Annotated in this window: 18 protein-coding genes; 10 read left to right on the top strand and 8 right to left on the bottom strand. The window is 70.7% G+C overall.

Features of this window, described 5'->3' with window-relative positions; translation table 11 throughout:
- The first annotated feature begins 8 nt into the window (after nt 1–8).
- On the top strand, nt 9–1,859 hold the full coding sequence (locus tag GTZ93_RS19445; RefSeq protein ID WP_120575998.1) for a GGDEF domain-containing response regulator: 1,851 nt from the start codon (nt 9–11) through the stop codon (nt 1,857–1,859).
- 24 nt (nt 1,860–1,883) lie between these two features.
- Complete coding sequence (locus GTZ93_RS19450) at nt 1,884–3,383, top strand: DUF4388 domain-containing protein (RefSeq protein WP_139915977.1); 1,500 nt, start codon at nt 1,884–1,886, stop codon at nt 3,381–3,383.
- 4 nt (nt 3,384–3,387) lie between these two features.
- On the opposite strand, the gene GTZ93_RS19455 is transcribed toward GTZ93_RS19450, so the two are convergent.
- Nucleotides 3,388–4,758 (bottom strand): cytochrome P450, encoded by a 1,371-nt coding sequence (locus GTZ93_RS19455; protein ID WP_139915976.1) that lies wholly within the window; start codon nt 4,756–4,758, stop codon nt 3,388–3,390.
- A 132-nt stretch (nt 4,759–4,890) separates the two neighbouring features.
- On the opposite strand from GTZ93_RS19455, the gene GTZ93_RS19460 reads away from it, so the two are divergent.
- Together GTZ93_RS19460 and GTZ93_RS19465 are read left to right on the top strand one after the other, a co-directional pair.
- Complete coding sequence (locus tag GTZ93_RS19460; RefSeq protein WP_161662924.1) at nt 4,891–5,919, top strand: AraC family transcriptional regulator; 1,029 nt, start codon at nt 4,891–4,893, stop codon at nt 5,917–5,919.
- 63 nt (nt 5,920–5,982) lie between these two features.
- Nucleotides 5,983–6,582, top strand: a complete 600-nt coding sequence (locus GTZ93_RS19465) for an RNA methyltransferase (RefSeq protein WP_139915974.1) — start codon at nt 5,983–5,985, stop codon at nt 6,580–6,582.
- Nucleotides 6,583–6,595: 13 nt separating this feature from the next.
- Here GTZ93_RS19465 and GTZ93_RS19470 read toward each other — a convergent pair whose 3' ends face one another.
- Entirely contained in the window at nt 6,596–6,838 is a 243-nt protein-coding gene (locus tag GTZ93_RS19470) for a hypothetical protein (RefSeq protein WP_233605174.1), read from the bottom strand.
- A gap of 142 nt (nt 6,839–6,980) precedes the next feature.
- On the opposite strand from GTZ93_RS19470, the gene GTZ93_RS19475 reads away from it, so the two are divergent.
- The gene (locus GTZ93_RS19475; protein ID WP_121755018.1) at nt 6,981–8,309 is read left to right on the top strand and encodes a tetratricopeptide repeat protein; all 1,329 of its coding nucleotides are present in this window, start codon (nt 6,981–6,983) and stop codon (nt 8,307–8,309) included.
- On the opposite strand, the gene GTZ93_RS19480 is transcribed toward GTZ93_RS19475, so the two are convergent.
- Nucleotides 8,290–9,609 carry a M16 family metallopeptidase gene (locus GTZ93_RS19480; protein WP_139915973.1) on the bottom strand — a complete coding sequence of 440 codons (1,320 nt, stop codon included), beginning with the start codon at nt 9,607–9,609 and terminating at the stop codon, nt 8,290–8,292. The two genes, GTZ93_RS19475 and GTZ93_RS19480, sit on opposite strands and share 20 nt — an antisense overlap.
- Nucleotides 9,606–11,147, bottom strand: a complete 1,542-nt coding sequence (locus GTZ93_RS19485) for a sensor histidine kinase (RefSeq protein ID WP_120594863.1) — start codon at nt 11,145–11,147, stop codon at nt 9,606–9,608. The genes GTZ93_RS19480 and GTZ93_RS19485 overlap by 4 nt, the downstream gene beginning before the upstream one ends.
- Nucleotides 11,148–11,270: 123 nt before the next feature.
- Here GTZ93_RS19485 and GTZ93_RS19490 point away from each other — a divergent pair, with 123 nt between their 5' ends.
- A complete protein-coding gene (locus GTZ93_RS19490; protein ID WP_139915972.1) occupies nt 11,271–12,788 on the top strand; it encodes a Kelch repeat-containing protein in 1,518 nt (505 codons plus the stop codon).
- Between the two features lie 83 nt (nt 12,789–12,871).
- Here the strand turns inward: GTZ93_RS19490 and GTZ93_RS19495 are convergent, their stop codons facing one another.
- Nucleotides 12,872–13,963: a cell envelope biogenesis protein TolA gene (locus tag GTZ93_RS19495; protein ID WP_120575989.1), complete on the bottom strand. Its 1,092-nt coding sequence runs from the start codon at nt 13,961–13,963 to the stop codon at nt 12,872–12,874.
- 178 nt (nt 13,964–14,141) lie between these two features.
- On the opposite strand from GTZ93_RS19495, the gene GTZ93_RS19500 reads away from it, so the two are divergent.
- On the top strand, nt 14,142–14,981 hold the full coding sequence (locus GTZ93_RS19500; RefSeq protein ID WP_139915971.1) for a 2-oxo acid dehydrogenase subunit E2: 840 nt from the start codon (nt 14,142–14,144) through the stop codon (nt 14,979–14,981).
- A gap of 7 nt (nt 14,982–14,988) precedes the next feature.
- On the opposite strand, the gene GTZ93_RS19505 is transcribed toward GTZ93_RS19500, so the two are convergent.
- Nucleotides 14,989–15,894, bottom strand: a complete 906-nt coding sequence (locus tag GTZ93_RS19505; protein WP_120575987.1) for an AraC family transcriptional regulator — start codon at nt 15,892–15,894, stop codon at nt 14,989–14,991.
- A 109-nt stretch (nt 15,895–16,003) separates the two neighbouring features.
- Here GTZ93_RS19505 and GTZ93_RS19510 point away from each other — a divergent pair, with 109 nt between their 5' ends.
- On the top strand, nt 16,004–16,747 hold the full coding sequence (locus GTZ93_RS19510; protein ID WP_121755365.1) for an SDR family oxidoreductase: 744 nt from the start codon (nt 16,004–16,006) through the stop codon (nt 16,745–16,747).
- Between the two features lie 15 nt (nt 16,748–16,762).
- Here the strand turns inward: GTZ93_RS19510 and GTZ93_RS19515 are convergent, their stop codons facing one another.
- Both GTZ93_RS19515 and GTZ93_RS19520 read right to left on the bottom strand, forming a co-directional pair.
- Nucleotides 16,763–17,719 (bottom strand): zinc metalloprotease HtpX, encoded by a 957-nt coding sequence (locus GTZ93_RS19515; protein ID WP_120594855.1) that lies wholly within the window; start codon nt 17,717–17,719, stop codon nt 16,763–16,765.
- Between the two features lie 163 nt (nt 17,720–17,882).
- Complete coding sequence (locus tag GTZ93_RS19520; protein ID WP_315967333.1) at nt 17,883–18,290, bottom strand: hypothetical protein; 408 nt, start codon at nt 18,288–18,290, stop codon at nt 17,883–17,885.
- 163 nt (nt 18,291–18,453) lie between these two features.
- On the opposite strand from GTZ93_RS19520, the gene fni reads away from it, so the two are divergent.
- Both fni and GTZ93_RS19530 read left to right on the top strand, forming a co-directional pair.
- The gene (fni, locus tag GTZ93_RS19525; RefSeq protein WP_120594876.1) at nt 18,454–19,512 is read left to right on the top strand and encodes a type 2 isopentenyl-diphosphate Delta-isomerase; all 1,059 of its coding nucleotides are present in this window, start codon (nt 18,454–18,456) and stop codon (nt 19,510–19,512) included.
- A 33-nt stretch (nt 19,513–19,545) separates the two neighbouring features.
- Nucleotides 19,546–20,874, top strand: a complete 1,329-nt coding sequence (locus GTZ93_RS19530) for a hydroxymethylglutaryl-CoA reductase, degradative (RefSeq protein ID WP_121755364.1) — start codon at nt 19,546–19,548, stop codon at nt 20,872–20,874.
- The last annotated feature ends 86 nt before the right edge of the window (nt 20,875–20,960 follow it).

Raw genomic sequence — 20,960 nt, forward strand, 5'->3', positions numbered from 1 at the left:
CGAGCGCCGTGGCCGGTCCCATCCTCGTCGTCGACGACGACCTGTTCTTCCGACAACTCGCCACGGACCTGCTGTCGCGCCGGGGGCACCGCGTGGTGGCGGTGGAGAACGCCACCCTGGCCCTGGCAGAGGTGGCCCGGGCGACGTTTGACCTGGTGCTCACCGACGTGGTGATGCCCGGCGTGGACGGCTTCTCGCTCACCGCGCGCCTGCGCGAACGCGACCCCGAGCAGGAGGTCATCCTCGTCAGCACGCGCGATGACGTGCAGGGCTCGGAGGTCGCGCTGCGCCTGGGCGTGGCGGACTGCCTGGTCAAGCCCGTGGAGGAGTCGGACCTGCTGCTCGCGGTGGACCGCGCCATGGAGCGCGCCCAGCTGCGCCACGAGCGCGCCCGGCTCCAGGACGAGAACCTGGAGTTCGCCCGCTTCCACAACCTCCAGCAGCGCTGCCTGGAGCTGCTCTCCCATCCGGACCTGGAATGGCTCCAGGAGCGCGTCATCGCGGACCTGGGCGCGGTGTGCGACGCGCAGAGCGCCGCGCTGTGGGTGGTGGACGACCGGGGAGACCTGGCGCTGCGCTCCTACCGGGGCCTGCTCGACAAGCAGTTCCTGCCGGAGAAGATGAGCCCGGAGGGGCCGCTGTCCCTGCGCCTGCGCGAAGCCGCCCCGTGGCTCGCGCGCGATGAGCGCTCTCCGGTGCTGTACGTGCCGCTGGTGGCCGCCGGGGAGGTGATGGGCCTGGCGCAGCTGTCCGACCCGCTCACCGGCGATTTCCGCGTGGAGCACACGCGCGACGCGAAGGTGCTGGCGGACTTCGCCGCGGTGGGCGTGAAGAACGGCCGCAAGCTGATGGCGCTCCAGCGCCTGGGCCTGCGCGACCGCGACACCGCCGCGTACAACCTCAGCTACTTCACCGACTACGCGTCCAAGGAGATCTACAAGGCGCGCAGGTACGGGCGCACGTTCTCGCTGCTGACCTTCAGCATCGACAACCTGCCGCTGGTGCGCGTGCGGTTGGGCGCGCAGGACGCGAAGAAGGCCGTGCGCGGCATCATCAAGGCGCTCAGTAAAATCATCCGCGACTCGGACGTCATCGCGAAGGCGAGCGACCAGGAGTTCTACCTCCTCCTTCCGGAGACGGACTTCTTCGGCGCGATGATGTTCGTGCGCCGCGCCGTCGCCGCCGTGCGCGACGAGCCGGACGTGCAGGACGTGGAGCAGCGCCTGCCGCTGGCGCTCGTGGGTGGCGCCAGCACCTTCCCCAAGGACGGCGAGGACTTCGACGAGCTGGTGCACCGCTGCCGCCGCCGCATGGACGAGCGCCGCGCGTCGCTCCAGCGCCGGCTGATGCTGGACGGGCTGCCGTTCTGGGACGAGGTGGACCTGCTGCTGGGCACGCCCAACAGCCCGCGTCTACCCACGGACGACCGCGCGGAGCCCAGCCGCCGGGGCAAGGTGGCGGACGTGCTCTTCGACGAGCTCCAGGTGGAGATCGCCCGGGAGCTGGTGCGCGACCCGGGCTCACGCGGGTTGCTCTACGTGGGCGGCCCGGAGATCCGCGCGGATCTGCCGCTGGCGGTGGGACTGGAGCAGGCGCCGCCGGACCTGTCGTCTCGCATCTACCTGTTGGGCCGCCGCGTGGACCTGGAGTCGCACGCAGCGCTCACGCCGGTGTTCCTGGAAGGGGACGAACGGGTGGCGCGCCACGAGTTCATCCTCTGGCTGTCGGAGAGTGCGTCGTACGCGCTCATCCAGCGGCGCGGGCGGGGCGCGACGTGGGGGTTCCACACCTCGGACACCGCGGTGGTGGACGGGCTCATCTCCAAGCTGCAGGCCGAATACGACCTGCAGCCCTACTGACGTCACGAAGCGGAGCAAGCGACCTTGGCCCAGGTGCGGAAGATCCTCATCGCCGACCCCGACCTCGACTCGGTGCGCGCCCTGTCGCGGGCGCTGCGCACGAAGGGCTATCAGGTGCACTACGCGCCGGATGGCTCGCGGGCGCTGGAGGTCGCGGTGCTCCGGCACCCGGACCTGACGCTCTTCGACGAGGCGTGCCGGCTGCTGGACGCGCGCACGTTCGTCCAGATCCTGCGCACCAACCCGCGCACGGAAGACATCCCGGTGGTGCTCACCACGTCCAGCCTGGACTCGGACCGGGCGCGGGGCATGCGGGACGGCACGCTGCGCAAGCCCTTCAACCTGGACGAAGTGCTCAGCCGCATCGAGCACATCTTCCGGCGCAACGAAGCGGCCAAGGACCTCAAGAGCGAGCAGCAGGAAATCGAAGGCTCGCTCAGCCAGCTCAGCATCCCGGACCTCATGCAGATTCTGGGCATGAACAAGCGCAACGGGAAGCTGTCGCTGGAGCGCGGCGCGGAGCGCGGGGAGATCACCGTCTCCGATGGTCGCACGGTGAACGCGCGGCTCGGGAGGGTGGAAGGGGAGAAGGCGCTGTTCCGGCTCCTGTCGTGGACGGAGGGCAACTTCACCTTCACGCCCGGCACCAGCGCCGCGCGCCCGCGCATCAACCGCGCGATGGACGACGCGCTGCTGGAAGGCATGCGTCAGTCGGACGAGGTGAACCGCCTGTTGCCGGGCCTGCCGCCGCGCCACACGCGGCTGATGCTGGCACCGGAGGTGGACCTGTCCGAGGAGCAGCACCCGGTGACGGCGCAGGTGATGGAGTTGCTCCGTCAGCCGCGAGCGCTGGGCGAGGTGCTGGACCTGGCGCCCGCCACGGACATGGAGGTCCTGGGCGTGCTGTCCACGCTGCTCCAGAAGGGCATGGCGCGCCCCACGGAGAGCGAAGGCCAGAACCTGGGCGCGAGCGACCTCATCGGCGCGGCGGAGGTGCACGCGCTGCGTGGGCGCCTGCTGCGCACGAGGACGCTGGCGAAGGTGGCGACGGCGAAGGTCTTCGTCTGTGGCAGCGGTTCATCCGCGGCACGCCGCATCCTGGCGCGGGTGCCGGGGCTGGAGGCGATGTCGGCGGACCCCACCGCGGTGAAGAGCGGCTTCGGGACGCTGGGGCGCCTGGAACTGAGCGACGTGCTGAACGTGGACTTCTGCGTGCTGCCGCCCGCGGAGGCCGCGCGCCCGCTGTGGCGTCCGTTCAGCGCGGGATCCATTGGCGCGCTGTTGATGGACAACTCGGAGCCGGCGGTGCGGCTGGCGCACTACCTTGCTTGGGAGGTCCGCATCCCCATCGTGGTGGTGGGCACGGAAGTGCCGGCGCCGTTGCAGGGCGCTCCGGCCGGAGTGATTGCTCCCGGTGAAGACCTCACGGAGGCCCTGCGCGCCATGCTGGTCCAGGCGCTCAACCCCGCGCCCACGCTGCCCGGTGTCACGCAGGTGCAGCGCGCTTCCGTGACGCCTCAGTGAGCGCTCAGGTCCGGCGCTCCAGATTCATGGGGAGCGCGCCCTTCGGCCGCAACGTCAGGTGTGAATCCGGTTCCAACGTGAAGCCGGGCGCTGCGCGCAGACGGTAGCGCTGGGCCACGGTGGCCAGCACGAGCTGCGCCTCCATCATCGCGAAGCTGTTGCCGATGCACTGCCTGGGCCCGCCGCTGAAGGGGAAGTACGCGAAGCGGTGGCGCTTCGCCGCGGCCTCGGGGGCGAAGCGCTCTGGACGGAACGCGTCTGGCTCCTCCCAGAAGTCCGGATGTCGCTGCGTGACGTAGGGGCTCACGTCCACCGACGTCCCCTTCGGGATGCGGAAGCCTCCGATGACGTCGTCCTCCTCCACGCTGCGGCTGAAGATGACCGCCGCCGGGTACAGCCGCATCGTCTCCTCCACCACCTGCTTCGTGTACCCGAGCCTCGGCACGTCCTCCACCGTGGGCGCGCGTCCTCCCAGCACCGCGTCCAGCTCCGCGTGCAGCCGGGCCTCCACCTCCGGGTGCTTCGACAGCAGTCCCCACACCCAGCTCAGCGACGTGGCCGTTGTCTCGTGTCCGGCGAGGAGCATCGTCATCACCTCGCTCCCCAACTGCTCGTCCGTCATGCCCTCGCCCGTGTCCTCGTCGCGCGCGAGCATCAGCATGGAGAGCAGGTCGCCCGTGTCGTCGCCGCGCTGACGCCGCGTGGCGATGATGCCCCGCACGGTCCCCAGCAGCGTGGCGCGCGCGTCGCGGAAGGCGCGGTCGTAGCGGGTGGGCAGCACGGGCGGCAGCATGCGGAAGGTGCGGAAGCGCTCGGCGATCTGCTGGCTCAGCTCGGTGAAGGCCGCGCCCACCCGTTCGGTCTGGTCCTCCACGGACGTGCCGAAGAGGGCCTCCCCGACGATGGCCAGCGTCAGCCGCATCATCTCCTCGTTGATGCCCACGGGCGTCCCGTTCGCGGCGGCCGTCTCCCAGCGCTGGAGCAGTCCTTGTGTCTGCTTCACCATGCCGGCGGCCATGCCCGCGATGCGCTGCCGGTGGAAGGCGGGCTGCGCGAGCCGCCGCTGACGGAGCCAGAAGTCCCCAGTGCTCGTGAGCAGGCCGTTGCCAGTGATCCACCGGCCCATGCGGTACGTGAGGTGGTCCTTCGTGTAGTTCTTCACGTGGTCCTGCAACACGTGCTTCACGGCGTCCGGATGCGCGACCAGGTGCGAGCGCATGGGGCCCAGCCGGTAGCGCACCACGTCACCGTACTGGCGGTGGAGCGTGCCCAGGCAGCCCAGGATGTCGCGGCGCACGTCGGGCAGGATGCCCATGATCAGGTGGCCCCGGGGACCCGGGGGCTGGCGGGTGACAGCGGCGGTGGCGGTGGTCATCGGACGCTTCCTCCTGAAGGGAGGTATCGCGCTCCCATGCCCCGCGTGCATGGTCCCGGGGCGCCAACGCATTGTCCGCGGGCGCCACCGCGCATTGCGAGGCGAGGGGACGTCAGGCCATGCTGGCCCGCCATGCGTCCCCAGACGCTCCAGTCCTCGCTGTTCCGCCCCCTGTTCCAGGTGGGCATGTCGCTGGGCATCGCCCGGGAGCGGCTGCTCGAAGCGGTGGGCGTGGACGAAGCCCTGCTCGCGCGGCCGGACGTGCGGCTTCCCTACGTGGCGCTCCAGCGCGTGTGGACCCTGCTCGTCGAGGTGGGCGGCTCCGAGCCGCTGGCCGTACGGCTCGCGCAGGCGCTGGAGCCCACCCACGTAGGGCTCGTGGGCTACGTACTCGTCAACAGCCCCGACCTGCGCACGTCCCTCCAGCGCTATTGCCGCATCCACGCGCTGCTGGACCCGCGCACGACGTGGCGCGTCCTCCAGCTGCCCGGGATGATGCGCGTGGAGCTGGAGTTGGATCCGCAGGATGAATGGGCCTCGCGCATGAAGCACCCGGTGGAGGGGCTGCTCGTGGCGATGGTGGCCAGCGGCCGCGCGCTCAGCGGCGAGGACTGGCGCCCCACGCGCGTGTGCGTCACGCATCCGCGCCATGCGGCTTCGCCGGCCGTGGAGGAGTTCCTCGGCGTCGGCATCGAATACGGCGCGAGCGCCAACCTGGTGCAGGGCGACGAGGCCGCCGCGAACCTCCCCATCCGCCACGCGGACATCGAGCTGGGCAACCTGCTCCACGCCCGCGCGGAAGCGGAGCTGGCGCGGGTGGAGGCCCACGAGGTCCGCTCCTGGCGCGAGCGCGTGGAGGAGGTGCTCGCATCTCAGCCCCGCACGGGGGACCTCGTCCCCGCGGACGTGGCGACGCGGCTCGCGGTGAGTGAGCGCACGCTCCAGCGCCGCCTGCGGGAAGAGGGCGTCACGTTCGCAGGCCTGGAGGACGCCGTGCGCCGCGACCGCGCCTTCCAGCTCCTGCGCGACGGACAGCTGCCCCACTTCGAGATCGCCTTCCTCCTGGGCTTCAGCGACCCCAGCGCCTTCACCCGCGCCTTCCGCCGCTGGAGCGGAACGACTCCGGGACAGTGGCAGGTGTCCCAGGCCGCGAAGCCGTGAAGGAGGCGGGCGCCGGAATCCGCTCCCGGCGCGGAATGTTTTCCCCACAGGAGGGGAACACGGATGATCAAGACGCTGAGGGACGCGGAAGAGCTGGTGCGCACGCGCCACGTCATCACCGAAGTGCCCACCCACGGGCCCACGTCCCTCGTTGAACAGGTCATGGGCGGCAGGCCCACCGGCAGCTGGCGCGAACACGCGAAGGGGCGCCTCGCGTACCGGCTGGGGCGCATGTTGCGCGCGTCGAAGGACGTGCTCGCGGTGCGGCTGGTGGAGGGCAAGGTCGCCTTCGTGGACCCCACGCTCTGGCCCGCCGTCTACCGCGTCGCCATGGAGCCCGCGCGCCGCCGCCCGTCACTCCAGGGCCTGTCCCCGGACGCACGCGCGCTGCTCTCCACCGTGGAGCGGGACAAGCGCGTCCCGTTGGACAAGGAAGGCCCCTGGACCAAGGCGCGCGAGGCGCTGGAGGAACGGCTGCTGGTCCACTTCTCCGAAGCGCAGGATGAAGACGGCCGCCATGTCGCGGTGCTGCGCTCGTGGCGGGCCTGGGCTTCTCCCAACCTCAAGGCGGATGCGGCCCGGCTCTCCTACGAAGACGCCCAGGCGCGGCTGCGGGCGGCGTGCGACGGGGCTCCCACGGGACTGGGGCCCTGGGTCTTCTAGACGTGCCGGAGCTTCAGGCCGCCTCGTCCAGGATCTCCAACGCGTCCCGGACACCCGGCAGCCGGGCGAGCAGTTCGTACTCCGCGGGCTGGAGCATGGACACGCGGCGGCCCGCGACGCGCTCCATCCACAGCTCGATGCGGTGGTCTCCGTCCGGGTTGACCCGGCGGGAGATGCGGGCGCGGCGGCCCTCCTTGTGACAGGCCAGGATGTCCTGCTGGAGGCTGCGGAGACGGCGGAACACCTTCAGCGCCATTCGACCCTCGGGGGTGTCGAACGTGTGGAAATGCCGGTTCCGCGACAGCGGCCGGCTGGGATCATGAAGCCTCTCCACGAGGCGGCGCACGAAAGGGTCCATCGACGGGGAAGGATAACATCCGGTACCCTGTCCCTCAGCGATGCCCCATCGATTTTTCCCCCGTCCCTGGACGCTCGTCCTGCTCCTGCCGCTTGCTTGCAAGGACCCAGAGACAGCGGCCGCGCAGAAACAGGCCGTACAGGTCCAGAACTCCCTGTCCCAGGGTCGTGAGGCGCTCACGAAGGGCCAGTACGCCCGCGCCATCTCCGAGCTGCAGAAGGCCGCCAACGCCGCGCCAGAGAGCGTGGAGCCGCTCCTCCTCCTGGCCAAGGCCCACCAGGGCGCCGGCAACCCGGGCGCGGCCATCCTCACGCTCAAGCAGGCGGAGGGCCTCATCCCGGGCACCGACCCCGTCATCCAGAAGCAGCTCTCGGACATGTACATGGGGGAGGGGCAGATTCCCCAGGCCATCTCCACGCTCGTGTCGCTGAGGGAGGAGGGCAAGCTGTCCAACGAGGACATCCTGTCGCTGGCCCGCCTGCAAGCACGGCAGGGGAACCCGGACGCGGCCTTCACCACGCTGGAGCGCATCCTCCGGGAGAACCCGGACGACGCCCCGACGAAGACGGTGGAGGCCGAAATCCTGCTCATGAAGGGCGAGGAGCTGCTCGCGGCCAACCTGATGGACCGCGTGCTCCAGGGCTCGCCCAGCTTCACGCCCGCGCGGCTGTTGCGCGCGCGCTTCTTCCTGATGAGCGGCGTCAACGACATGGCGGAGGCGGACCTCCAGTCCGTACCGCCCGAGGACGCGGACTCCACGGACGTGGTGGCGATGAAGGCCCGCGTGCTCATGGCGCTCGGGCGCCCGGCCGAAGCAGAGGGCGCGCTGCGCAAACTGCTGGAGGATGACGCGGACAACGCGGAGGCCACCGCGTGGCTGGCGGAGATTGTCTGCGCCCAGGGCCGCGCGTCGGAGGCCCAGCAGCTGGTGGACCGCGCGCTGCACCTGCGCCCGCGCTTCGCCCGCGCGCTGTACGTGCGCGGCCGCGTGCTGGAGGAGCAGAGCGACGCGCGCGGGGCGGAGGACAGTTACCGCTTCGCCCTCAAGGCGGAGCCCGCCTTCCCGCCCGCGCTGTCGCGCATGTGGCGGCTGCACCTGAAGGCCGGCCGCAAGCCGGAGGCGCAGGAAGTGCTTGAGCGGCTGACGAGCCTGAACGAGGCGACCGTGGAGGAGAAGGCCGCGCTCGCGAACCTCTACGCCCAGTTCGAGACGCAGCTGCCGCGCGGCAAGAAGCTCATCGACGAGGCCCTGAAGCGCGAGCCGCACAACCCCGACTACCTGCGCATCCAGAAGGCCATCGACAAGGCGACGCCCAAGAAGAAGAAGGCGGGCCCGACGGGGCCCGTCATCATCCGCGGGCGGCGCTGACGGCGGGCGCGGAGGAGGGCAGCCCCTCCGCGTCCATGACGACCTTCTCCAGCGCCTTGAGTCCCTTGCGCTGGCCCACCGCCACCACGAGCAGGTTCTCGCGGGTGAAGTAGCGCCGGGCCACCTCCCGCACCCGCGCGGCCGTCTGGCGGTCCACCTGATCCGCGCGGTGGCCGAACGTCTCCGGCCGGCGGAACAGCTCCACGCCGCCGAACCACCCGGCCAGCTCCCCCGGCGAGTCCTGGGAGAACTCCAGCAGCATCCGGTGGCGGCGCTTGGCGCGGTTCAGCTCCTCCTCGCCCGCCTCCTTCTCGCAGAGCTCGGACAGCACGCGCAGCGACTCCGCCACCACGAGCGACGCCTTCTCCGGCGCGCTGGCCGCTTCAATCTCGAAGAGGCTGAGGTCGTGGTACGTGTCCAGCCCCGCCTGCACCGAGTACGCGAGGCCGCGCTTCTCCACGATTTCGAACGGCAGCCGCGACGACAGCCCGTCGTCCAGCAGGCGCCGCAGAATCTGGAGCGCGGGGAAGTCCTCGTGCTGCTCCGGCACGGCGCGGAAGGTGAGCTTGAACTCCGTCTGCGACTCGTCGTGGGAGACGAAGTGGAAGTGCGGACCGGGGCCCAGCGGCGGCGGCGCGCTCTCCGTAGTGGCGCTGCCCTTGGGCAGGTGGGCGAAGGCGCGCTCGGCCAGGGCCAGCACCTCCGAGTGCTTCACGCTGCCCGCGGCGGACACCACCAGGTTGCCGGCCACGTAGTGCCGGGCGAAGTGCTCCATCACCTGGGCGTGGGTGAGGGCCTTCACGGACTCGGGGGTGCCGGCGATTTTCAGCGACAGCGGGTGGCCGGGGAAGAGCAGGCGCTTGGACAGGTTGTCCAGGTCGATGTCGCGCCCCTTGTCGTCCACCTCGTCGAGCATCTCCTCCAGGATGATCTGCCGCTCCACCTCCATGTCGGTGAGGCGGGGGCGGGTGAGCATGTCGCCGATGACGTCCAGGCCCACGCTCAGGTGCGACGGGTGCAGCGGGGTGTAGTAGTAGCCGTGGTCGCGGGTGGTGGCGCCGTTGAGGTTGCCGCCCACCTCCTCCACGGCCGCGTTCATCTTCACCGTGTCCGGCCAGGCCTCGCTTCCCCGGAAGAAGAGGTGCTCCAGGAAGTGGCTGACGCCGTTGTTCTCCACCGACTCATGCCGGCTGCCGGTCCTCACGTAGACGGCCAGCAGGGCGGTGTGCAGGTGGGGCGTCTCGACGGTGACGACGCGCAGCCCCGAGGGCAGCACGTCCCGGTACGGTGTAAAGCTCATGCGCGAGGAAGCCTTAACACGAAGGTCGTCCCCTGGCCGGGAATACTCTGGCAGGAGAGCGAGCCCCCGTGGGCCTGGAGGATCTGTTGGCTCACCGCGAGCCCCAGGCCCGTGCCGCCCTCCTTGGTGGTGAAGAAGGGCTCGAAGAGGTGGCGGCGGACCTCCTCCGTCATGCCGTTGCCGGTGTCGCGCACGGTGACCTCCACGTCCCCCTCCTTCGGGATGGTCGCCACGGTGAGCCGTCCCCCGGAGGGCATGGCCTCGCGGCTGTTGCGAAGCAGGTTGAGGAACACCTGCCGCAGCTGGCCCTGGTCCGCGAGCACGCGGGGTGTGCCGGGCGCGAAGTCCCGCACCACCTCCACGCCCGCGCGCACCAACTCCTCGCGGGTGAAGTCGAGCACGCCGTCCAGCACCGCGATGATGTCCTCCGGCTCCAGGTCCGGCCGGGCGGGGCGCGCCATGCGCAGGTACTGCTCGGTGACATCGGTGAGGCGGTCCACCTCATGGGTGACGGCGGAGAGCAGCTCGCGCGCCTCCGTGGCGGTGTCCTGCGAGTCGAATTGCGCGCTGTCCACCGCGTCCTGGAGCAGCTCCACGTTGAGGCCGATGGAGGACAGCGGGTTGCGCACCTCGTGCACGATTTGAGCGGAGATGCGGCCGACCGCGGCCAGCTGCTCCGCGCGCATCAGCGCCTCCGCCTGGGACTTGAGCTGCGCTTCGCGGGCCTGGAGCGAGCGGGCCATCTGGTCGAACTCGCGTGCGAGCAGCGCGACCTCGTCCGCGCCGCGCACACCCAGTTGGGCGGAATAGTCGCCCCGGCCGATGCGGGACACGCCTTCGATGAGGGTGCGCACCGGGCGCAGCGTGCGGGCGGACCACGCGGTGACGCCCACGCCCACGCCAATGGCCATGATGGACAGCGCGATGATGGTGAGGCCCGTCCTGCGCTCGCGCTCCTCCGCGCCGTCCACGCGCTCGCGGATGCGGTTGGTCAGCGTCGCGCGCAGCACGCGCAGCTCACGGCCGATGGCGCTCTCCAACTGGCGCAGCTCGGCGGTGGCGCGCGCCACCTCCTGGCTTTCAGGGGACTCGGACGCGAGCGAGGTAAATACGGCCTCCACCGCGTGGCCGTAGGCCTTGGAGTTGCGTGACAGCTCAGCGAAGCGCGAGTCCAGCTCCATCACGAAGGGCACCTCGCCTTCCGGGGCGAAGGTGAGCACCTCGCGGGCCTTGGCGCGGGCGGCCTCCAGGCGCTGGGCCATCTGGGGCGCGTAGTACAGGCTCGCCAGCCGGATGAGCGCGCGGCGCGTCTCCACGCTGTTCTGCTCCAGCACGCGCTCGGTGTCCTTCTCCTGGCTGGTCTGGAAGGTCTCCAGCGCGGCGGCGTCCTGGGACAGCTGGAGGTAGCCCTGGCTGACGAGCCGGATCTCCAAACGGTTGCGGTGCAGCTCCGCCACGCTGAACAGGGACACCGCCCCGAACGTCAGCAGCACCAGCGCGTAGCCCAGGAAGATGCGGGTGGCGAGCGAGAGCTTCATGGAGGAGGGGACAGGACATACGTCCTGGGGCGGTCGCATTACAGCGCAATCCCCACCGCGCCGCCTGCTTCCGGCCGCCTGGACTCCACCTCTCCGGGGAGGGGGGCTGGTAGCGTCCGCCGCATGGCTCCGCGCTTCGTCCGCTCCACGCTCCTCGCCGCCGCCCTGGCGTCCCTCACCCCCGCCTGCGGGGACAAGGAGGTCCGCCCCTCCCTGGACCTGCTCACCGCCTCCTGCGCTGGCACCCAGCCCCTGGCCGGGGTGACGCACCTGCGCTTCCGCGTGACGGGCCCGGGCCTCGACACGCCCCGCGAGCGGGTGTCGACGGTGGAGTGGGCGCCAGAGGACGTGCCGGTCCTACCGCCGGGGAGCGCGCGGGTGCTGGAGGTGCGGGCCTACGTGGGGGGGCCGGACCAGGGTGGACAGCTGGTGTCGCTGGGCCGCACGACGCCGTTCGACGTGGCGGAGGGGCAGGCGCCCAAGGTGCGCGTGGTCCTGCGGCGGCTGGGGGAGTTCGTGCCGGTGAACCTGGCGTCGGACCCGAGGACGTGCTCGTTGCCGGCGGAAGCACGCGCGGCGCACACGGCCACGACGCTGCCGGATGGGCGGGTGTTGATCACCGGTGGCTATCTGCCCCTGCCGAATGGCACGCGCCCTGTGTCGGGAACTTCGGAGGTGTTCAATCCGGCGGACGGCACGTTCAGCGCTGGGCCCGCCGTGGGCGCGAGGGCCTTCCACACGGCGTCGCTGCTGCCGGATGGCCGCGTGCTCCTGGCGGGTGGCGCGGAGTCCTTCGCCCCGGTGTCGTTGCAGTCCACGGCGCGCCTCGTGGATGTGTCGACGGGCGCGGTGCGTGAGCTGATGCACAAGGTGGAGCGCTACCAGCACGCGGCGGCGGTGGATGCGGAAGGACACGTGGCGCTGGTGAGCGGACGCGCGGCGGACGGCAGCACGGTGAGCGAGATGGAAGGCTTCGACGCGACCACGGGGCTCTTCGTGGCTCCCGGCATGCAGGTCCACCGCACGGACGTCGCGCTGGCGGTAAGACCGGACGGGATGAACATCCAGATCGTGGGAGGCGTTGATTCCCTGAAGAAGGCTGAGACCGACGTGTCGGCTTTCAGGTTCGACTTCGGCTCCGTCATGTTCCTGGCGGCAGGGACGCAGCTCCGCGTCGGCAGGCAGGGCGCCGCCGTGGCGATGTTGGGCCGCGCGGACGAGTCTCCAGAGCTGCTGGTCATGGGCGGCTTCGACGGCGCGGACCCGGCGGAGGACGCGCGGCCCGTGGGCTCCTCCGAGTTCCTGGAGGGTGTGGTCTCCGTGCGTGAAGGCCCCGCGCTGATGCCCCGGAGCAACCCGTGCGCGGTGACGCTGCCGGACGGGCGCATCGTGGTGCTGGGCGGGCGGGGGACCTCCATCGGCACGACGTACGCCGTGCCGTGGGTGGAGTTGATCACCCCGCACACAGGCGCGCAGCCCACCGTGCTGGGGCTGTCGCTGATGCCGCAGCCGCGCGTGTGGCACACGTGCTCTGCGCTGCCGGACGGCTCCGTGCTCGTGGTGGGCGGCGTGGACGACAGCACCGGGGAGATCCGCGCCAACACCGAAGCCCTGGTGGTGATGCCGCCGCCGCGCGACTGACGAAGGCTTGCCCCGGAAACACGAAGGCCCCGCGTCCCGGTGAGGGGACGGCGGGGCCTTCTTGCTTCACGCCAGCGTACGGCTCAGGCGTTGGTCGGCGGGGCCTCGGAAGGCTTCGCCTCGCCCTCGGTGGTCGTCGGCTCGGTGGCGGCCGGGGCTTCCGTGGGCGTGGCTGCCGCCGCGGTGGCGCGGGCCTCCGCCTCGGCGCGGGAGCGGGCCTGCTCGTCGCTGCGCTGGTCGCTGGCGGCGACTTCGTCCGGCGTCAGCTCCGTGCGGTCCGCGAGCATGCCCGTCTTCTTCTCCAGGTCCTTGATGGCCCGGCGAAGCAGGTCGCGCTCCAGGAGCGTGCGGTTGAGGCGCTTCTCCAGCGCCTTGTACTTGTCCTTGCCCAGGTCGGCCTCGGACTTCGTCACCGACAGGATGCGCGCGTGCGTGTCGGCGCGGCCCTTGAGCCGGCGCACTTCCTTCTCCAGCTCCGCGGCGCGCGAACGGTCCTTGTTCGCCGCCTGCTCCAGCCGGTTCATCTTCTCGCGGTCCGCGTCGTTCAGCTCGCGGTAGCGGCGCACGGGCTCCGCCGGGGCCACGGGCGCGGGCGTCACGGACACCGCCGCGATCACCACGGGCTCGCTCGCGGGGGCGGCGATCTGATCCGCCGGAGCCGGCGCCTCGACGGAGGCAGGGACAGCGGCGGGCGCGGTCGTCTGCGCGGGGGCAGCGGCCGGGGCCTCACGGCGGCGGGGGCCATTGCGCGACTCGGTCTCCGCGCGCAGCCGGGAGTTCTCCGTCAGGGCCTGCGCCAGCTCCGCGCGGGTCTGCTCCAGCTGCATGCTGGCGTTGCGCTCCACCTCGGCCCGGGCCTTCACCAGGTCGTTCGAGCCCTTCTCGCCTTCCTTCTGCTCGAAGAGCTTCCGCTTGGTCTGCTTGAGCTGCTCCTTGACCTCCTGGAGCTGCGCGCGCTGCTCGTCCAGCTCCTTCTGCTTGCGCTGGACCTCCGATTCCGCCTTCGCGCGCGCCTTGCTCTCGGACTCCAGCTCGCCCCGGAACGACGGCGCGGAAGAGGAAGAGGAGAGCGAGGGACGGCCCGCGTTGGCACCAGCGCCGCTCTTGTCTCGGAAAAGCAGCAGACCGAGCGTCACTGCGAACCCGATCGATACGAGAATGAGTGCAAACAGCAAGGGAACGACCTCCACAGAAGGATGCAAAAAGCGGGGCAGCCTACCGCTGGGACATGGCGCGTCAAGGCTTCACTGGCAGGCAACCCGGCGGGCCCCACCCGACGCGCCGGCCGAGCCGTGGCGCCCGCCTGCATTCCGGCTCCCCCGTCAGCGCCATCCTGGGGCACGCTCGGGCCCCATGGCGCACCTGGAGCTGAAGCCGAAGCGGGACGTGTCGAGCTTCCGCAAGCTCGCCATCGGCAGCTGGGCGACCGCGTATGACCCCACGGTCTACGGCACGTTGACGGTGCGCATGGACGCGGCGCTCGCCTGGATGGATGCCTTCCACCAGCGCACCGGCGTGCGGCTCACCGCGACCCACCTGGTCCTCAAGGCCATGGGTGAAGCGCTGCGCCGCTGCCCGGACGCCAACGCGCTCCTGCGCTACCAGCGCATCTACCTGCGTCAGCGGATCACCGTATGCGCGGTGCTGCCAGGTGCGGATCAACGCGGCCTCACGCCCGTGCGCATCGAGGACGTGGACCAGAAGTCCGTGCACGAGCTGGCGCTGGAGGTGGCGTCCACCGCGGCGCGCGTGCGCGAGGGCCGGGACGCGCAGGTGGAGCAGGGCCGGAGTCTGCTCAAGCGCGTGCCGCACCTGTTGCTGCACCGCTTCACCGGGCTCGTGTCGTTCCTCACGTACACGTTGAACCTGGATCCATCGTGGCTCGGCTTGCCCAGGGATCCGTTTGGTGCCGCGGTGGTGGTGGACGTGGGCGAGCTGGGGCTGGACACGGCGTATCTGCCGCTCGCGCCCTTCACCCGCGTGCCCATCTTCCTCGCGCCCGGCGCGGTGCGCGAGGTGGCAGTGGTGGAGGAGGGGAGGGTGGTGCCCGGACACGTGATGAACATCAACGCGTCCTTCGACCACCGCTTCCTCGACGGCTACCACGCGGGCGTCATCGCCAACACGCTGCGCGAGATGCTGGAGCATCCGGTGGAGGCCTTCGGTCCGCTCCCGGATCCATCGGTGGAATAGCCCGCCGTCAACGGTGTCCGCTCGCACGCGCGAAGCGCCCGGGAGGCTGACCCACGCGCTTGCTGAACGCCGCGGTGAAGGTGCTCGCCGAGCTGTAGCCAACGCGCTCGGCCACCTCCGTGATGGAGAGCTCCTGGCCGCGAAGCAGTCCCCTGGCGACGGCCATCCGCCAGTCCAGCAGGTACTCCATCGGGGGCAAACCCACGGTGCGCGTGAAGCGCTCGAAGAACACCGTGCGCGAGAGCGCCGCGCTCTTCGCGAGCTGCGCCACGGTCCACGGACGCGTGAGGTGGCGGTGCATCTGCCGGATCGCGGGTGCGAGCCGCGCATCCGCCAATCCGCGGAGGAGCCCCGGAGGTGTGTCGCCGCTCGGCGTGGACCGCAGCGCTTCGATGAGCAGCAACTCCACGAGCCGCGTGAGCACGAGTTCGCGCCCCGAGCGCTGTTCGCTCGTTTCGTCGCGGACGAGCTGGACCAGCGTGGACAGCCGCTCCACGCCGCGCACGTGCACCAGGATTGGGAGCAACGACACCATCAGGGCCGCGTCAGGTGAGTCGAAGACGAAATAGCCCCCGAGCAGTCGCACATCCGGGCGGCCACCACGCCGACCGTGACGCACCTCCCCGGTGGGGGAAGGGGCCACCTTGGGGTCGACACGTTCGGCAGTCACCGGCTCGAAGCCAGAGATGGTGAAGCCCGGCGTCGCCGGCAGCAGCACGAAGTCGCCCCCCTCGAGCGTGACGGCCGGATGCCCGTCGATGGCCAGTCGGCAGCTCCCTTCGAGCACGGCACAGAAGCTGGGCTGACCGAAGTCCGAGTAACGAACTCCCCATGCGCCCGCTCCGCTGATGCCCTTCGAGAAGATGGCCCTGGGCTGAAGCAGCGCGATGACTTCCGAAAGGGGGTCGGTCATGCCCGGACGCTAGCAAAAGAAATGCGGACTCCGCGTAGTGGAGCGTCCTGATTGTCGCCGGTACCTTCAGAACATCAACGCCGCGCGAATCGCGGCCAAAGGAGACGGCATGAAGACGGTGCTCATCACGGGGTGTTCTTCCGGTTATGGACTCGAGACGGCTCGCCACTTCCACGCCCAGGGCTGGAACGTGGTCGCCACCATGCGAACGCCGCGTGAGGATGTGCTCCCTGCATCGGACCGGCTGCGGGTGGTGCCGCTCGACGTGACGAAGCCCGAGAGCATCGCCGCCGCGCTGGAGGCGAGCGGGCCCATCGACGTGCTCGTCAACAACGCGGGCATCGGGCTCATGGGCGCCTTCGAGGCCACGCCGATGACCACGGTGCGCGAGCTGTTCGAGACCAACGTCTTCGGCGTCATGGCGATGACACAGGCGGTGCTGCCGCGGCTTCGTGCACGCAGGTCGGGAGTCATCGTGAACGTGACCTCCAGCGCGACCCTGGCCCCCATGCCGCTGGTGGCCGTCTACACCGCGAGCAAGGTGGCCATCGAAGGGTTCACGGAGTCGCTCGCCTTCGAGCTTGCGGACTTCAACCTGCGCGTGAAGCTCGTCGAGCCGGGCTATTGCCCGGGCACCCGCTTCACGAGCAACGGCACCCCTCGGATGGAGGGGCTGTTCCCCGAAGCGTACGCGCCCTTCGCCCAGCGCATCTTCGCCTCGCTCGGACAGCCCTCCGCGGTGACGCGCGAGTCCGACGTGGCCGAGGCCATCTGGCGTGCCGCGAACGACACGTCAGGGACGCTCCGCTTCCCCGCCGGGCCAGACGCGGTGGCGCTGGCCCGGTCGGCGTGAACGGCCGGGAGCCTGTCAGTACGCGTACTCCCAGCCACCACGGCCGCGAGTGCCCTGGCCCATCCGCGCGCTCATCTCGCGCAGCCGGCGCACGCGCTCCGGGATGGGCGGGTGCGTGGAGAACAGCGACATCACCCCGCCGTGGTGCAGCGGGTTGACGATGAACAGGTGCGACGTCGCGGGGGCCCGGTCATACGGCATGGCCTCCGCGCCGCGCTCCATCTTCAAGAGCGCGCTCGCCAGCGCATCCGGGTCGCCACACAGCTCCGCGCCCGTGGCGTCCGCGCCGTACTCGCGCGAACGGCTCACCGCCAGTTGCAGCAGCGTGGCCGCGATGGGCGCCACCAGCAGCAGGCCCAGGTTGGACAGCGCCCCGGCCACGCCACCGTCCCTGTCGTCGTCGCCGCGGCTGAGCATGCTGCCGCCGAACCAGAAGAGCATCTGCGCCGCGTAGCTGATGATGCCCGCGAGCGTCGCCGCCACCGTGCCGATGAGCGTGTCCCGGTTGCGCACGTGGCCAATCTCGTGCGCCAGCACACCTTCCAGTTCGCGCCGGTCCAGGATGTCCATGATGCCCGCCGTCACCGCGACGGCCGCGTGGCTCGGGTTGCGGCCCGTGGCGAACGCGTTCGGCTGCGCGGTGGGGAGCAGGTAGACCTTCGGCTTCGGCATGCCCGCGCGCGCGGCCAGCCGCTCCACCATCTCATGCAGCCACGGGGCCTGCTCATAGGACAGCGGCTGCGCGCCGTGGATGGCCAGCGCGATGCGGTCGCTGAACCAGTACGAGCCGAAGTTCATCACCACCGCGAAGAGGCCCGCCATCATCAGCCCCTGCGCGCCGCCCAGCCGCTGGCCGATGACGAGCACCAGGGCCGTCAAGCCCGCCAACAGCACGGTCGTCTTCAATGCATTGCCCAGCCGGTGCCACCCGCCGCCCTTGAGCGCCGGTGCGGCCGGTCCTCGGGTTGTCATGTGGGGGTCACGCTGCGCCATGTTCCTCGTTCCGTGCCTTTCGCCCCGCCATGGGGGCCACACGAAACGTAAGCAGGAGCAGGGAGGCGTCAACGTAACGGGTCCAGGCTACCCCGGAGGCCCATGGCCCCGGCTGCCGCCCGTCCCAAAGGTAGTGCCGGCCTTAAAGATAGAAACGATCCGCCACGCCCGCCGTACGCTGGAGGATGGCGCTCCACCCGAGCCAGACGTCAATGCCACTGTCGCCCGCCTTCGACTCGCTCCCCAGGGCACCGAGCGAGCCCGTGCAGCCCGCCACCATGCCCAACCCGGACTCGCGCACGTGCTCCAGGAGCGTGCGCACGGTGGGCATGCCGCGCGCCTCGAAGCGGTCCGCCACGTCCTCGCGTCCGGCGAAATCCGGTTCGTCCAACCTGTCCAACAGGAAGCGCTCCAGGGCCCACCAGAACAGGTACACCTCGACCCGCCGCCCGGCCGCCGTCGCCGCCGCCGCGATGGCGAGACCCTGGTGCATACGGTCATATTCGCCACTGTGCAGGAAGACGATGACCCTGTTGTCCGGCGTGCTCACGCGGTGGCTCATACCGTCCAGAAGACAGCGCGTCCATTCACACCCGGAGAGCGACCGGCGGGGCCCTTTGGCTTGCACCTCGGCCCTGGCGCTTGGTAGGAACCTAACGACCTTCCAGGCTTACAGGTTTTTTGCAGCGACAGCGCGGGTGGCTTTCAGCGACATGGGCGACGAGACGACAGCCAAGCGGAAGGATGCCCACCTCGACCTGTGCGCGACCGGCGATGTGGAACCGGCACAGAACTCCACGCTGTTGGAGTGCGTGCACCTCATCCACTGCGCCATGCCGGAGATGGCGGTGGAGGATGTGGACCTGTCCACGCCGTTCCTGGGCAAGCGCCTCCAGGCCCCGCTCCTCGTCACCGGAATGACGGGTGGCACGGACCGCGCGGGCGCGGTGAACCGGGACCTGGCGCTGCTCGCGGAGCGGCACGGCCTGGCCTTCGGCGTGGGCAGCCAGCGCGCCATGGCGGAGGACAACGCGCGCGCGGCGTCGTACGCGGTGCGCGACGTGGCGCCCACGGTGGCGCTCCTGGGCAACATCGGGCTGTACCAGGCCATCGGGTTGGGTGTGGATGGCGTGCGGCGGTTGATGGACGCCATTGGCGCGGACGGCATGGCGCTGCACCTCAACGCGGGCCAGGAGCTGACGCAGCCGGAAGGCGACCGCGACTTCCGCGGCGGCTACCGCGTGGTGGAGGAACTGGCACGTGCGATGGGCGACCGGCTGATGGTGAAGGAGACCGGGTGCGGCATCGGCCCGGACGTGGCGCGGCGCCTGGTGGAACTGGGCGTGCGCAACGTGGACGTCTCCGGGCTGGGCGGCACGTCATGGGTGCGCGTGGAGCAGCTTCGCGCGGTGGGTTCGCAGGCGCAGGTGGGTGCGGAGTTCAGCGGCTGGGGCATCCCCACCGCGGCGGCCATCGCCAGCGTGCGCAAGGCGGTGGGGCCTGAGGTCCGGCTCGTGGCCAGCGGCGGTGTGCGCGGCGGGCTGGAGTCCGCGAAGGTGCTCGCGTTGGGCGCGGACCTGGCGGGCATGGCGCTGCCGCTGTTCCGGGCGCAGCAGCAGGGCGGGCTGCCGGCCGCGGAGGATGCGCTGAAGGTCATCCTCACGAGCCTGCGGCAGGCGCTGGTGCTGACGGGCAGCCGCTCCGTCGCTCAGCTGCGGCAGCGGCCTCGTGTGGTGACCGGCGCGTTGAAGGATTGGTTGGCGGCATTGTGATGCCGGGTGGATCCCAGGTTGGGAAGGAAGAACATGTCTGACACCGTGACGTCCCGGCTCGCCGGATTCCACAAGCTGCCCCTGGAGGAGCGCCTGGCGCGCATTGGCCAGATGTTCCGGCTGACCGAGGCGGAGCTGGACCAGCTGCGCGGCGAGAACGGCCTGGACCTGTCGATCGCCAACCAGATGATCGAAAACGCGGTGGGCACGTTCTCCCTGCCGCTGGGCCTGGGCCTCAACCTCAACGTCAACGGGCGCGACTACCTGGTGCCCATGGCCGTGGAGGAGCCGTCCGTCGTGGCGGCGGTGTCGTTCGCGTCGAAGATCGTCCGCGAGTCGGGCGGCTTCATCGCGGAGGCCGACGCGTCGATGATGATCGGCCAGGTGCAGGTCTCCAACTACGGAGACCCCGGCCACGCGTCCGAGAAGATCCTGGATGCGAAGGATGAAATCCTCGCCCTGGCGAACAGCTTCCACCCGGCCATGGTGGCTCGCGGCGGTGGCGCGAAGGACGTGGAGGTGCGCCTGCTGCCCGCGCCGGAAGGACCGCGCGGCGAGCCGCTGCTCATCGTCCACCTGCTCATCGACGCGCAGGAGGCGATGGGGGCGAACCTCATCAACACCATGGCGGAGGGCGTGGCGCCGCTGATCGAGCAGCTGACGGGCGGCCGGGTGTACCTGCGCATCCTGTCGAACCTGGCGGACAAGCGGCTCGCGCGCGCCACGTGCCGCATCCCGCTGCCGCTGCTGGCGGACTTCGGCCTGCCGGGCGAGGTCATCGCCGAGGGCATCGCGCAGGCGAGCCGCTTCGCGGAAGCCGACCCGTACCGCGCCGCCACGCACAACAAGGGCGTGATGAACGGCATCGACGCGGTGGCCATCGCCACGGGGCAGGACTGGCGCTCCATCGAGGCCGGTGCCCACGCGTTCGCGTGCCGCAAGGGGCAGTACCGCCCGCTGTCCACCTGGTACCTGGAGGAGGGGCACCTGGTGGGCCGCATCGAGCTGCCGCTGGCGCTGGGCCTGGTGGGTGGCCCCATCAAGATCCACCCGGGCGCGCAGGTGGCGCTCAAGCTGATGCGCGCGACCAGCGTGCGTGAGCTGTCCATGGTGTTCGCGGCGGTGGGCCTGGCGCAGAACTTCGCGGCGCTGCGGGCCCTGGGCTCCGTGGGCATCCAGAAGGGACACATGGCCATGCACGCACGCAGCGTCGCCGTCACTGCGGGCGCGCGCGGTGGGGACGTGGAGAAGGTGGCCAACCTGCTGGTGAAGGCCGGGCACGTGAAGGTGGAGAAGGCGCGGGAGATCCTCGCGAGCCTTCCCCCGGAGACGCCCGTCGTCGCCACCCTCACCAACGGCTGACGTCCGCCCCCGGGCGCTCCCTTGATGCGGGAGCGCTTGACGGGGCAGGGTGGTGCGCGGAATGAAGGCGCCCGCCCCCTTCGCGA

Origin of the sequence: Corallococcus exiguus, assembly GCF_009909105.1 — a bacterium.
Classification (GTDB): domain Bacteria; phylum Myxococcota; class Myxococcia; order Myxococcales; family Myxococcaceae; genus Corallococcus; species Corallococcus exiguus.